General features: G+C 71.4%; 6 protein-coding genes. All 6 read right to left on the bottom strand.

What is annotated here, in order from left to right; all coding sequences use genetic code 11:
• Positions 1 to 1,009 (bottom strand): FHA domain-containing protein (locus tag IT306_03550; protein MCC7367470.1); only part of this gene is annotated, 1,009 nt, incomplete at its 3' end.
• Between the two features lie 52 nt (positions 1,010 to 1,061).
• Positions 1,062 to 2,651, bottom strand: coding sequence for an AarF/ABC1/UbiB kinase family protein (locus IT306_03545; protein MCC7367469.1), 1,590 nt, complete (start codon positions 2,649 to 2,651; stop codon positions 1,062 to 1,064).
• A complete protein-coding gene (locus tag IT306_03540) occupies positions 2,648 to 4,291 on the bottom strand; it encodes an AarF/ABC1/UbiB kinase family protein (protein ID MCC7367468.1) in 1,644 nt (547 codons plus the stop codon). Before IT306_03540 ends, IT306_03545 begins: the two co-directional genes overlap by 4 nt.
• Positions 4,292 to 4,438: 147 nt before the next feature.
• Positions 4,439 to 5,218, bottom strand: coding sequence for a thioesterase (locus tag IT306_03535; GenBank protein ID MCC7367467.1), 780 nt, complete (start codon positions 5,216 to 5,218; stop codon positions 4,439 to 4,441).
• 15 nt (positions 5,219 to 5,233) lie between these two features.
• Positions 5,234 to 7,243, bottom strand: a complete 2,010-nt coding sequence (locus IT306_03530; protein ID MCC7367466.1) for a hypothetical protein — start codon at positions 7,241 to 7,243, stop codon at positions 5,234 to 5,236.
• Positions 7,240 to 14,724 (bottom strand): amino acid adenylation domain-containing protein, encoded by a 7,485-nt coding sequence (locus tag IT306_03525; GenBank protein MCC7367465.1) that lies wholly within the window; start codon positions 14,722 to 14,724, stop codon positions 7,240 to 7,242. The genes IT306_03530 and IT306_03525 overlap by 4 nt, the downstream gene beginning before the upstream one ends.
• Positions 14,725 to 14,759 lie beyond the last annotated feature (35 nt).

The following is a 14,759-nucleotide window of genomic DNA, read 5'->3' as shown; positions in this document are numbered from 1 at the left end:
TGCCGACGAGCCTGGAGAGGCCGACCGCATCGACCTGGGCGCCGCGCCCGCGGGCGTACTGGGTGAGGACGGCCGGATCGAAGCGGAGGGACTGCGCGCCGACCTGGATGAGGTCGCCGGGGCGGAGATCGGCGCGGTCGACGCGGCGGCCGTTGACGAAGATGCCGTTGGTGCTGCCGAGATCCTCGACGCGGAAGGTCTGGCCGAGGCGGCGGACGAGGGCATGGCGGCGTGAAACGCGCGGATCGCGCAGGACGAGGTCGTTGCCGTCGTCCCGCCCGATGGTCACCACGTCCTGCGTCGGCTGGAGCGCCAGGGCTATCGGCTCGTTGGCGAGCGGTGCGCCCCCGTCTCTGAACGGTGATCCGGCCCCGAACGCCTGCCCGGCGATGGTCTGCCCGCCCCACGATGGCGGACCGCCCGCTGCAGGCCCGCCGGTCGGCGCCTGTTCGCCAGGCCTCGCCCATCCGTCCGACGAATAGTGTCCCGGCCCAGGGCCGCCCTCCCAGGGATTCGCCGGCGGCCACCCGGTTGATGCTGGCGGCAGCGGCGAGCCCTGCTGCTGGGCGATCCGCTCGGCTGCCAGGCGGTTGGCAGCCTGTTCCAGCCCCTGGAACTGCGCGGCGAGCAGGTCGAAGTCAGATCGGTGGAGCGCCCAGACGTGTCCGTCCACCAGCGCGGTGACCGTCGCCGAACGCGGCTGCTGGGTCAGGACGGCGATCTCTCCGACGACGGCGCCGGCCCCAAGCTCGGCAAAGCGGACGCTGCGCCCGCTGATGACGGCGTCCACGGCAAACCGTCCACGCTCGACGACGAACATCTCGTCGCCAGGGTCACCCTGCCGACACAGCAGCGCTCCGGACGGGATCGCCCGTGGGACGAACCGCGCCGCCGCGAAGGCGAGCGCATCCGCTGACCACCCGGCGAACAGCACCGACCGGGAGAGCACCATCGCGGCCAGCCCCGGCGCGGCCGGCGCGGGTGGCTGCTGCCAGTCCGGCGACATCACAGCACGCCTCCTGGCCGCACGGCCGTTCCGGCCGCCTCGTCGTCCACCGGCCTCAGCGCAGGCGTGCCCATAGCACCGCGATGGTCAGGTACAGCGCTGCCAGCATCACGACCAGCAGCGTCGTCAGCTCCGGTGGCAAGTCGGGACGGGTCAGGATGACCGCCACCCCGAGCGACAGCGCCGCCGCCACCACCATCTTGAGCCGCCGGTTCCAGGCCCGGCGGACCCGCGGCGCTTCGAACGTGTGGACCGTGACCGTGAAGCTGCCATCCACCATGTTGGCGAGCAACTGCCGCATCTGTCCGGGGCCGTCCCGCTGCAATTGCACGCCGCTCAGGGCGATCTGCTGGAGGTTGGACGGGTCCAGCGAGCGGTACAGCTCCTCGGTGCGGAGCCGCTCGAAGAAGCGCCGCCCGACCGAGCGGAGATCGGCCGAGGCTTCCAACTGATGGGCCACGCTCTCGGCCACCAGCAGCGCCCGATAGATCGACACCACCACCGATGGCACGCGCAGGCCGTTCCGCCGCGCCGCCTGCATCACGGCGATCATCCACTGGGCAATAGGAGACGGCTCGTTGACCGCCGACGCACCGGCGCGCATCTCGTTGCTGGCGCGCAGGCGGCTCATCCAGCGCCAGCTCTCGGAGAAGAATTCGGTGCGGAACGCCGTCATGTCGGTGTCTTCGCTCGGCACCAGGATCTCGGAGGCCGCCCGGTACATCTGCTCGACATCGCTGCGGTAGACGGCGTCCAGGTAGCGCAGCAGCCGCTCGCGCATTGTGCCGTCCCAGGCGACGCACAGCCCGAAATCGACGTACCCGATGCTCGAATCCTCGAACACGAACAGGTTGCCCGGGTGCACGTCGGCGTGAAAGAAGCGGTAGCGGAAGATCTGGCGCAGGGTGGCCGTCAGCAGATTCTCGGCCACGGCCTCACGGTCGATGCGGGCCACCGCTTCGGCCCAGATGCCGCCGGTGCCGCCGCGCTGCACGTCAAGGACGGCGCTGAGCGGCACGCCCCGGACCAGCTCCGTCGTCTCGACGCGCGGCCCGCAGAAGGCCGGGAACGGCTCCGGAATGCGCTCGATGGGGCTGTCCGCAGCCTCGCGGTGCAAGACGGTCACGTTTGCCAGCGAGTTGCGGAAGTCGACCTCGGCGAGCATCCAGCCGCGCAACTCCTCGGCAAGGTCGCGCGGCGAGACGGCCCGCAGGATGCCGGCGGAGGCCAGCACGCCGATCAGCATCCTGATCCGCCCCAGGTCGCGCTCGACCTGCGCCCGCACTCCTGGCCGCTGCACCTTGACGGCCACCTCGGTCCCATCCCGAAGCTGGGCGCGATAGGTCTGCGCGACGGCCCCCGAGCCGATAGGCTCCGGGTCGATGGCCGCGAACAGATCCTCGGGGTCGGCCCCGAGATCCTCGCGGATGACCTGGCGAACGACGGCCCACGGCGCGGGCTCGACCCGGTCGAACAGGCGCATCAGCTCGTCGGCGTACTCGCGGCTGATCAAGTCGGGCTGCAGCGCCAGGTACTGCCCGATCTTGATCCAGGTCGGGCCGAGCCGTTCCAGCCGCCGTCTGAAGCCGGCCGGCCCGCCGACCAGCCGGCCGAACAGGGAGCGCGACGGCCGTCGCTCGATCACGCGCGGGCCTCGGCCAGGATGGCGCTGCCGAACACGGGGATCGCCCCGAGCAGCATCGCCGTCCGCCATGTTGGCTCCAGCGCCGAGCCCAGCCCGGCCACGGCCAGCGACACGGCGACCAGCGCCAGGGTCAGGGCGCGGGCGTGCCGGTCGCGGTTGCGCGCGGTCGGCTCAGCGGCGTGGACGACAGCGTTCAGCTTCAGCTCGCCGCGGCTCTCCAGGGCGAGCACCTGGGCGGCGCGGTCAAGCTCGCCGCTGAGCACCGCCACGATCTGTTCGGCGATCGCGTCTCGGAACACCGTCCAGGCCTCGTCGATGGGGTCCGGGCCGTAGGCATCGAAGAACTGGCGCTGGACGCCGATCAGGTCAAACGTCGGCGACAGCCGAAACGCCGAGGCGTTCAGGGCGACGAGCGTCCGCCAGAACAGCAGGTTGTTGAGCGTCACGCGCAGCCGGTGCCGTCGAAGCAGCTCGAAGACGGCGCTGGATGACCGGGCGATGTGGCGCTCGGCCGGTGACGTGTGCGGGTCGCGGTGCGCCTGGTACAGCCGCTCCAGTATCAGGTAGGCCTCGCGCTGAAACGCCACGACGTCGCTGTCAGGATCGGTGACGATCAGCCGCTCGTACTGGTAGATCGCCTCGCGGATGTCGCCCATCGCGAACGCCTGGAAGTGCCGCCGCCAGATCTCGCGCTCGCTGGGAGCCAGTTCGCCGAAGATCCCGAAGTCGATCAGCCCGACGCGGTTGTCTGCCAGGACGATGACATTGCCAGGGTGTGGATCGCCGTGGAAGAAGCCCGTCACGAACAACTGGCGCAGCGAGATGAACGCCAGCCGCCGCATCACCACGTCGAGATCGACGGTCGGATAGGCCTCGGCCAGCCGCTCCCGGCCGCCCTCGTCCAGCAGCTTCTGGATCTGAACGGCGTTCGGACCGTCGAGCAGCTCGAGCGTCAGCACGCGGGACGTGCTCAACTCCCAGAAGACGGCCGGGACGACCTCGTAGTCGAGGGCCAGCTCGCGGAGGCGGTCGGCGGTCTGCCCCTCCTGGGTGAAGTCCATCTCGCGCGTCGTCCAGGAGGCGAAGTCGTCCACCATATCGCGGAACGAGGCAAAGCCCGCGCCGCCCACGGCGTCGAACAGTGTGGCGACGCGGCGCAGGTTTCGCATGTCGGCGGCGAAGATGCGGCGGATGCCGGGCCGCTGCACCTTGACCGCCACATGCTGCCCATCCAGGGTGCGGGCGCGATGCACCTGGGCAATCGAACCGGCCGCCAGGGCGTCCGAGTCGAACTCGGCAAAAAGCTGGTCGATTGGCCGCCCCAGCTCCGCCTCGACGAGGGCGCGCGCCGTTTCGACGGGGCCGGCCGGCACGCCGTCGAACAGGTTGCCCAGCTCCTGGCAGTACGCCGCGGGCAGCACGTCGAAGCGCATCGCCAGGAACTGCCCGAGCTTCAGGTAGGTGATCCCGAGCCGTTCCAGCGCCAGGCGCAGACGGACTGGCCCGGACGGTCCGCGCGGCGGCAGACCGACCAGCCGCCGCAGAAACGGGCCGCCACCGAACCGCGGCAGCACGACGACGGCCAGCGTAGCCCGACGCAGATCGAGCAGTGCGCGGCTGAGCGCCCCGTCAGTGGCCATACGATGTCCGGTCATGCCCATCGCCGAGGCCAACAGTCCCCGCGCGCCGCGCGGCGGGCCGGGAGTTGATGAAGATCGACGAATGACTGCCGTAGAGGGCCTTCTCCGGGGGCCGGGGACTGCGGCCATCTGAACCGGCGCGAGTTCTCACGACGCGCCCCCCGCAAGCGCGTTCAGGCCCAGGTCCGCTGCGATGGCGGACAGCAGCCGTGGTCGGTGCGCCTGCAAGAAGAAGTGATCGCCGGGCACCATCCGCAGCGTGAACGACTCGGACGTGTGGTCGCCCCACCCGACGACATCGTCGCGGGCGACCGCCCCATCGCCAAGCCCGCCGAACGCCGAGATTGGGCACGTAAACGGCTCCTCAGGCACGTACTCGTAGACCTCGGTGAGCGTCAGGTCGGCCCGAATCGTCGGGATGAACATCCGCAGCAGGTCGGTGCTTTGCAGGATGGCCGGTGGCACGCCATTGTAGCGCTGGTTCAAGTGGGTCACAAGCTCCGAGTCGGGCAGCGTGTGCAGCGGCGTGCGCCAGTCCGGGAGGTGGGGCGCACGGCGTGCGGATGGGAACAGGTGGACCGGTTGCGGCAGCCCGTCTCGACGCAACTGCCGGGTCAGCTCGAACGCGACCAGCGCGCCCATGCTGTGCCCGAACAGGGCGAACGGGCGGTCGAGATGGGGCCGCATCGCCTCGATCAGCGGAAAGATCAGCGCCGCCATGTCGGTGCAGGGCGGCTCGCGGTACCGGGCCTCGCGCCCCGGTAGCTGGACGTGCCAGACCTCGACGGCGGGCGCCAGCGTGAGCGGCCATTCTCGGTAGATCATCGCGCCGCCGCCGCCGTAGGGCAGGCAGAACAGCCGGACCGCTGCCTCGGGCGACGGTCGCGGGCAGCGCACCCAGGCGGTCAACTGGCGCGGCACGGTCATCGAAACGGCGCTCCCTCAGAAGTAGTAGAGCGCAAGGCCGACCTGTATCCCCGAGCCAGCGCTGATGACCAGCCCAACCTCGCCGGCCCGTCCGAGGCCGCGTCGCCCCGCCTCGGCCAGCGCACACGGCAACGATGATGTGAAGAAGTCCTCGCCCCCCACGGCCACATCGACGACCCGAGCAAACGGCACGCCGAGCTGCTCTGCGAGCGCCTGGGAGAGCCAGGGCGTCACCTGCGGCGGCAGCACGACGGCGATGTCGTCCAGCGTCAGCCCGGCCGCGCTCAGGAATCGCGGCACGGCGTCGGTGATGCACTCCAGCAGCAGCTCGGCGATCCACGGATGCCGCTGCACGTCCAGGGCGAGCCGCCCGTCGCGTTCGCCCACGGTGATGCTCACCGCGTCGCGGTGCTCGGGGTAGGTGTACACCGCGAACGTGTCGAAGCCGACGGTCGGCGGGCCTGCGCCGTCCAGCAGCATCGCCGTGCCGACCTCGCGCACGCCGAGGCGCGGCCAGGACGGATCGTCGCCGTCCGAGTCCGCCTCGGACGCCACGATCATGCCAGCCCCGACCGTGCCCGCCGCGATGGCCGATGCGACCACCTGGCAGGCGTTGAGGAAGCCCAGCCCACCGTTCATCAGGTCGAACGCGAACGTCCGGGGTGCGGCAGCATCCAGGGCGTCCTCGTTCAGGCCGAGGTCGCAGGCGATCAGGGTCGCGATGGCCGGCTCGACGATCTGCTCCTCGCGGTACAGGCCGACATAGACCAGCAGCCCGACAGCCGAGCGTGCGTGTGCGGACTGGGCCAGACAGGCCTCGGCCGCCGCCCGCACCAGCCCTTGCGGATCGTGCCTGCGCTCGCCGGCGTCAGCCTGCCCGATGCTCTCGACGCGCACCCGCCGTGCCAGCTTCTGGAGGCGCGCGGGTGGGTCGCTGCCTGGGGCGCGGCCGTTCGCCGCCATCGGTCCGTCCGGACTGCGCCGTTGCCGATCCGGCAGGTCGTCGAACGTGTAGAGCGCCGTTCCGACCGTGATGCCCGACCCGCTGATGCTGAAGGCCAGATGCTCGCCGGAGCGGATGCGCCCGTCCGCGATGGCATCCTCCAACGCCACGAAGTGGGTGGTGGTGGCGGTGTTCCCGCGATCCGTCAGGTTGTCCACGCTCTTGCCGTTCAGCTCGACGGGATGGCCGAGCCGCACGGCGAGCTGTCGGGCGGCGTCCTGCAGCGACGTCCGCGAGGTCTGGTGCGGGATCACGTGGCCGAGGTCGTCCAGGGTCCAGCCTTGCCGGCCCAGGTGGGTAGTCAGGTGCTCTACGACCTGCGGAATGCTCGCCAGCGAGATCCGGATCGAGTCGGTGACCATGATCAGGCCGCCGTGCTCGCGGTCGGTCGGCTTGACGATGCAGAGCGAACTGTACTTTGCCAGGGTGTACAGCTCCAGTGCGTGAAAGCCGATGTCCGGGTTGTCGGTCAGCTCCAGGATGACCGCCGCGCCGGCGTCGCCCACGGTCAGGCAGGGGATGCGCTGGTCGATCACGCTGGAGATCTCGCGCTGCGCCGTCTGCATGACGTGGCTCGACCACTCGCCGCTGACCACCATCACGCGGCGTGCGCCGCCGGCCTTGAGCAGCGCCTCGGCGACGGCGATGCCGGTGAACATCCCCGCGCAGGCGTTGGTCACGTCGAAGACGAGGGCGTTGGTGAGACCCGTTTGCTGCTGGATCAGGAAGGCGAGCGTCGGCTCGACCAGCGCCATGCCCGGCGCGTGCGTCTTCGAGATCGAGCAGGAGATCAGCACGTCGATGTCGGCCGGGGCGTGCCGCGAGCGGGCCAGGCAGGCGCTCACGGCCTCCCGCGCCAGGTCGAGCGCCGTCTGGCCGGGGCTGGCGATCCGCCGCGAGCGGATGCCGGTCAGCCGTTCCAGGGGGATCGGCAGCGGCAGCTTGCAGCCGGCCAGCACCTCGTCGGTAGTCACCGCGTTCGGCGGCAGGTAGACGCCCAGGCTCTCGATGAGGACATTCATCGCCCGTGACCTCGCGCAACCGCCGCCCCGACTGCTGCGTGCGGCTCATCGTCTGACGAGGCCGGTGCGGCCTCCAGTGCTCGCGCTGCGTTGTCGTGCCCGGCGGACCCGTCGGCCGGCCGGTCAGTCGGCGTCGATGTATCCGCGCCGGGCGCGCCAGGCTGCGCGGCCAACTCGCTGAGGGCCGCGATGGTCGGATAGGCGAACAGCAGGTCCGCCGTCAGCGGGATGCCCTCGGCGTTGGCACGGGCGGCCACGGCGATGCTGGCGAACGACGCCCCGCCAAGGTCGAAGAAGCTGTCGTGGATGCCGACGCGCTCGACCTGCAAGACCTCGGACCAGATCGCGGCCAGCGTCGCCTCGGCCACGGTGCGCGGCGGCTCGTAGGTCACGTCAAGGCTGGGCCGGTTCCCGGACGGCTCCGGTAGTGCCCGCCGGTCGATCTTGCCGCTCGGCGTGCGGGGCAGCTCGTCCAGCCAGACCAGCGCGCTCGGCGTCATGTAGTCGGGGAGCGTCCGTGCCAGGAAACGGCGCAGCTCGCTGATGGTCGGCGGCTCGGCGTCTCGCGTTTCCTCGATGGCGTTGCGCCGTGCGACGACGTACCCGACCAGCTGCGCGACGCCCTGATGGTCTGGCCGCGCGATCACCGCCGCCTGCTCCACGCTCGGATGCCGCAGCAGCGCCGCCTCGATCTCGTCCGGCTCGATGCGGAACCCGCGCACCTTGAGCTGCCGGTCAACTCGCCCGAGCAGCTCGATGGCGCCGTCAGCTCGGAAGCGGGCGCGGTCGCCCACCCGGTACATGCGCCCGTCCGGATCGTCGGCGAACGGATCGGTCAGGAACCGCTCGGCAGTCAGCGTCGGCTGCTGCAGGTAGCCCCTCGCGACGCCGACACCGCCGAGGTACAGCTCGCCCGGCACGCCGAGCGGGACCGGCTGACGCGCATCGTCCAGGATATAGGCGCGGCGGTTCGGGAGCGGCCGGCCGATGGTCGGCTCGTGATTCGCGCCCCGCTCGATCAGCGCCCAGGTGGAGTAGACCGAATCCTCAGTCGGGCCGTACAGGTTGTAGACCGCTTCGACGCCCGGCTGCTGGTAGGCTGCCTGGGCCAGGGCGTTGGGCAGCGTCTCGCCGGCCAGCGCCACGGCACGCACCGATGCTGGCAGTCGGTAGTCACGGAGGAGCGCACCGAGCGCAGACGGCACGGTGTTGACCAGCGTGACTCGATCGGCGGCCGGGGCCGTCGGCAGGTGCAGAATCGAATCGACCAGGATCACCGCGCCGCCGACCGTCAGCGGCGCGAACAGCTCGAACACCGAGAGGTCGAAGCAGACCGAGGTTGACGCGAGTGTGCCGCGCAAGAGTTCCGCCCCGACCTGCTCGTGCGCCCAGGCGGCCAGCGCCACCGGCCCGCGATGCGGGACCATCACGCCTTTCGGCTGGCCGCTCGAGCCCGACGTGTAGATCACGTAGGCCAGGTCGTCTGGCGAGCCGTGGCGGCTCGGATTGGCCTCGTCGGCATCCGAGTCGGGGCCCAGGTCGTCCAACAGCAGGCACGCTGCGCCGCCGGCCTCACCGTCGAGCGCGCCGACCGTTGCCTGCTCGGCCAGCACGACGGCCGGACGGGCGTCGTCGAGCATCGTGGCGACGCGGGCAGGCGGATAGGCTGGGTCGAGCGGCACGTAGGCGCCGCCGGCCTTGAGGACGCCCAGGATGGCTGCCACCAGCGTCGGGGTGCGGCGCAGGCAGATGCCCGCCAGGATGTCCCGGCCGACTCCGAGGGCCCGCAGCCGCCGCGCGATGCCGTTCGCGCGCCGGTTCAGCTCGCGGTAGGTCACCCGATCCGAGCCGTGGATGACCGCTGGCGCATCTGGCGTGCGCGCCGCTTGCGCCTCGAAGAGGTCCGGCAGGCAGGCGTCTGACGAGTATGGCGCTGCCGTGTCGTTCCAGCCGTACAGCTGCTGGACTCGTTCCGCGCCCGTCAGCATGCGGGCCTCGGCTACCGGCCGGTCGGCGTCTGCGAGCGCGCTCTCGAGCAGCCGCCCGAGGTGCGTGGCCAGTCGGGCCATCGTGTCGGCGTCGAACAGGTCGGCGTTGTACTGGAGCCGGCCGACCAGCTGGCCGCGCACCTCGGACATCAGCAGCATCAGGTCGTACGGAGCGCCGCGCTGCTCCCAGGTCAGCAGCTCCAGACCGGGCGTGTCGGCATCGCCCGGCGCTCCTTCGAGCAGGCCCGAGCGATACCAGATGAACAGCGTCTGGACGAGCGGCGTGATGCCAGGATCGCGAGTCGGCTGGAGGCGCTCGACCAGCAGTGAGAACGGGAAGTCCTGGTGGTCGAGCGCCTCCAGCAGGGTGTCACGCGCCTGCCGTACGAGGTCGCGGAGGGACGGGCCGCCCGTCAGATCGAGCCGAAGCGGCAAGAAGTTGACGAGGTAGCCGACCGTCCGGGCCAGGTCGGCCTGCCCGCGCCCGGCCATCGGCGATCCGATCAAGATGTCCTGCTGGCCCGTGTGCCGCCCCAGGACGGCTGCGTACGCCGCCAGCAGCGTGGCGTAGAGCGTCGCGCCCTCGGCGCGGGCCATCCTGTGCAGCCGGACCGTCAGATCGGCGCTGAGCGTGAAGTCGTGGAGCGCTCCGCGCGAGGTCTGGACGCGGGGCCGGGGGCGGTCCGTGGGCAGGGACAGGACCGGCAGATCGCCAGACAGCTTGCGCCGCCAGTACGCCCAGAGGCGCGCGCCGTCTGGTCCGGCCAGCAGGCTCGCCTGCCAGCGCACGAACGCCGAGTACGGTGTGGGTTCAGGCAGGACCGCGGGCTGACGCAGTGACGCCGCCTCGTAGAGGGCGCGCAGCTCGCCCACCAGCACCTCGACCGACCAGAAGTCCACGGCAATGTGGTGGACGACCAGCGCCAGCACGTAGCCGTTCGGGCCGCGGCGGTAGACGGTGACGCGCAGCAGCGGCCCCTGCTCCAGGTCGAAGGCCGTGTCGGCGTCGGCGGCGATCCGTGCGCGCAGCTCCGAGTCGGACAGGGAGTCGGCAGGGAGGACTGCGAACGCTGCGTGGCCTGTCGGATCGATCCGCTGGAAGGGCCGACCGTCCTCGGCCAGCAGGTAGCCGGTTCGCAGCGACTCGTGGCGCGCCACAAGCTGATGGACCGCCGTTTCCATCGCAGCGGCGTCGAGCGGCCCGGTCAGGCGGCTCGCGAAGAGGATATGGTAGGCCGTGCTGCTCGGCGCGAGCTTCTGAGTGAGCCACAACGCCTGCTGGCCGGAGGAGAGGGGCAGCAGACCGCCATCGTCGCCCGCCGGCTCACCTGGCCGCACGTCGAGCGCCCCCGCCGGTCCCGCCTCAGACGCCCGCCCCTGCTGGAGCCCGACGAGGACGTCGCTCAGGTCGCGGATGCTCGGACCCTGGAGGAACACCGTCAGCGGAAGCTGAACGCCCAGCCGGCGCAGCACGCTGTTGCGGAGGTCCATGGCCATCAACGAGTCCAGTCCGAGATCCGTCAGCGGCTGGTCGGCGTCGATCCGCGTGGCCGGCCGCCCGAGCGACTGTGCCACGGCATCCGTGAGGAAGGCGACGAGATCGAGGTCCGGTAGCGCGGTCGTCTCGACGGCCGGCTCGGGCGGCGGTGCATCGCGCCGGGCTTCGGTTGGGCGGCTGTCGATCCAGAAGCGCTCGCGCTGCCACGGATAGCGCGGCAGCCGCACGCACCGTCCGCCGTCTGGAAAGAGCGTCGTCCAGAGCACGTGCTCGCCGCGCACGTACGACGCTGCGAGGGCGTGCGGGGTCTGCGTGACGACCGTGCCCGCCTGACCCACTTCCGCGCCGACGTGCAGGCCCGGGTGCTGCTCGCCCCGCAGGTAGGCGTCGAGCGCCCGGACCAGCTCCTCGCGAGTCGCGCCGACCACCGCCAGCCGGCACGGATGATGGGCGCGGCGCAGGCAGGCGGTGTAGGCGATGTCCTCAAGTGCGTCGCTGCTCCCCGCCGGGCCGAGATACGTCCGGTACGCATCCGCAAACGCCCGGAGCGCCGCCGGCGTGCGCGCTGAGATCGGGAGCACGAGCGGCTCAGCCGAGGACGCCGAGGCCCGACGCCCGTCCTTCGAGCCGTCGCCTTCGACCACCACGTGCGCGTTCGTGCCGCTGAAGCCGAACGCGCTGACGCCCGCGATCCGCCGGCCCTCGACGCCAGTCCACGGCGTGAGCCGCGTCGGCGCCTCGAACGGCAGCTCGGCCCAGGGGATGTATGGGCTGGGCCGCTCGAGGTGCAGGTGTGGCGGAATCTGGCCGTGGTCCAGGCTCGCCACCACCTTCAGCAGTCCGGCCACGCCGGCCGCGCCTTCCAGGTGCCCGATGTTAGTCTTGATCGAGCCGAGCGCCACCGGCCGGCCGGCCGGCCGGCCAGCACCGAGCACCGCGCCCAACGCCTGCACTTCGATGGGGTCGCCCAGGGGCGTGCCGGTGCCGTGGGCCTCGATGTAGGTCACGTCGGCGGGAGCGACGCCCGCGCGGGCGAGCGCGGCACGGACGACCGCTTCCTGGGCGGGGCCGTTCGGGGCGGTCAGGCCGTTGGTGTGGCCGTCGTGGTTGACCGCCGAGCCGCGAATGATCGCCAGCACCCGGTCGCCATCGGCGCGAGCGTCGGAGAGGCGCTTCAAGACCACCACGCCGCAGCCCTCGCCCCGACCGTACCCGTCCGCCGCCGCCGAGAACGTCTTGCAGCGACCATCGGGCGCGAGCGCGTGGGCCTTGGTCAGGAACAGGCTGGTCTCGGGCGCGAGGATCAGGTTGACGCCGCCGGCCAGCGCCAGGGACGACTCGCCGCCGCGGAGGCTCTGGCAGGCCAGATGCACCGCCACCAGCGAAGACGAGCACGACGTATCGACGGCGAGGTTCGGACCGTTCAGCCCCAGCAGGTAGGAGATCCGCCCGACGGCGATGCTCGACGCCACGCCCGTCCCCGAGTAGGCGTCGATCTCGTCGACGGCCCCCGATCCGATGTGCAGACGGGCGTAGTCGCTGCTGCAGATGCCCATGAAGACGCCGGTCTGGCTGCCGGCCAGCCGATCCACCACCTGCCCGGCGTCTTCCAGCGCCTCCCAGCACACTTCGAGCAGCAGGCGCTGCTGTGGATCCATCCGCGTCGCCTCGCGGTGCGCGATGCGGAAGAAGTCGGCGTCGAAGCCGTCGACGCGGTCCAGGAAGCCGCCGGTCCGCGCCACGATCTTGCCGGGCGCGTCCGCATCGGGGTCGTGCAGATCTTCTACAGACCAGCGGTCGGCCGGCACCTCGGAGATGGCGTCGACGCCGTCGTGCAGGAGCCGCCAGAGGGCGTCTGGCCCATCGGCGCCCGGCAGGCGGCACCCGACGCCGACGATGGCAATCGGCTCGTCGGCAGCCGGTGGAGGCGCGAGCGGCTCGGGCGCCTCCTCCGTCCATTCCGGTCCCAGCCGGCGGGCCAGCGCCTCGACGCTGGGGTAGTCGTAGGCAACCGTCGGCGGCAGGCGACGCCCGAGCCACGCCTCAAGCTCGCCCGACAGCCCGACGGCCTCGACCGAGGTCAGCCCGTACCGAACGAACGGCTCGCGCACGTCGATGGCGCCCGGGCCGACCTGGAGCGCCGCGGCGACCCGCTCCACCAGCCAGCGGCCGATCTCTTCGGTGGAGGGCTGCGGCTCGCTCGTGTCGTCGAGGTCGGTCAGGTCGCTGGTTGTCGTATCGGACTTCCCATCCGGGGAAGCGGCCATCCTCACGGGATCGAATCCGGGCTGGCTCCAGACGGCCACCGTAGACAGCGTCCCGTCGAGAAACGCCTGCCGGCAGGCGCGCCGCCGGATCTTGCCGCTCGACGTCTTCAAGATCGAGCCGGGCCGCACCAGCGCCACGGCGGCGAGCGGCGCATCGTGGGTCTGGGCCACGGCCGCGCGGATCGCGCCGGTGACGGCGTCGGCGTCGAGCCTTCGCGCATAGGCCGCCTCGATCTCCTGCACCACCACGAGCTGCTCGCCCTGGGCGTCGTCCACCGAGAAGGCGGCCACGCCGGCTGGACGCAGGGCCGGGTGGCTCCGCTCGACCGTCGCCTCGATGTCCTGCGGGTAGTGGTTCTTGCCCTTCAGGATGATGAGATCCTTGTGACGTCCGGTCACGTAGACCTGGCCGTCGTGCAGGAAGCCGAGATCTCCGGTCCGCAAGTACGGCCCGTCGCCGGTGTCGGAGCGGTGGGCGCGGAAGGTGGCTGCGCTCACCTCGGGCTGGTTCCAGTAGCCGAGCGCCACGGCCGGGCTGCTGACCCAGATCTCGCCAACCTGGCCGGCCGGGCAGCCGGTCAGCCGCTCGGGATCGGCGATGACGACGGTCGTGTCGTCCAGGGGCTGCCCGCAGCCGGCCAGCGGCCGCGCCGCGTCTCCCTGGGCCGGCTGGACGGTTCCCCGCTCCAGCGCGGCCGGTTCGACCTCCAGCGCGACGGGCGTGCTGATGTGCGGGCCGCCGCTGACCATCAAGGTGGCCTCGGCCATGCCGTAGCAGGGGTAGAGTGCCGATGAGCGCAGCCCGTACGGCCCGAAGCGCTCCGCGAACTGCCGCAGCGTCGCCACCCGGATCGGTTCCGCGCCGACGTAGGCCGTCGTCCAGGTCGAGAGATCGACGCCGGCAAGCTGCTCGGGCGCGATCTTCCGCAGGCAGTAGTCGTAGGCGAACGGCGGCCCGCCCGTGTGTGTCACGCCGTAGTGCGAGATCGCCTTCATCCAGCGGGCCGGCCGCTGGATGAAGGCGGCAGGGGTCATCAGCAGCCCGTTCAGCCCGACGAAAATCGGGTGGATCACGCCGCTGATCAGGCCCATGTCGTGGTACGGCGGCAGCCAGCTGAGCGGCCTGCTGTCGGGCCTCATCGCCACGACGTCCCAGGCGGCGGTCATATTGGCGATCAGGTTGCCGTGGCTGACCATCACGCCCTTTGGCGTACCCGTCGAGCCCGAGGTGTACTGCAGGAACGCCAGCGACTCCCGCCCGACCCCGGGATGCCGCCAGTCAGAGGCGTCGTGCCGCCGTTCGGCGGTAGCCTCTTCGGTCAGCGCCTCGACGGTCGTCAGGGTGAGGTGGGCGAGATCTGGCGCGCGGGCGAGATCGCGCGACACGGCCTCGACGGTCTGCGCCGTCGTCAGGGCGATGCTTGCGCCCGAGTCGCGGATGATGGCCAGCAGCGCATCGGTGGTGCGCGTCAGGCGCGGCGGATACGAGGGCACGGCTATCGCGCCGGCGTACAGGCAGCCCCAGTACGCCGCCGTGTATTCGAGGCCGGGCGGGCAGACCAGCACGACCCGCTCTCCAACGGCCCCGCGCGCCTGGAGGTACGCCCCGACAGCCCGCGCCTTCCGGTCCAGGTCGGCGTAGGTCAGCGTGGCCTCGACGCTCTCCCCGTCCACCAGGAAGGTGTACGCTCGCGCCTCGGGCTGATGTTCGGCGCGCCATCTCAGCACGTCCACAAGGCTCGACGCACTCCCCGCGCGCCCAC

The organism is Chloroflexota bacterium (genome assembly GCA_020850535.1).
In the GTDB taxonomy this organism is placed as follows: Bacteria; Chloroflexota; UBA6077; order UBA6077; family JACCZL01; genus JADZEM01.
Note: the sequence above shows the minus strand (reverse complement) of the source record. Positions and strands in the feature narration are given on the sequence as shown.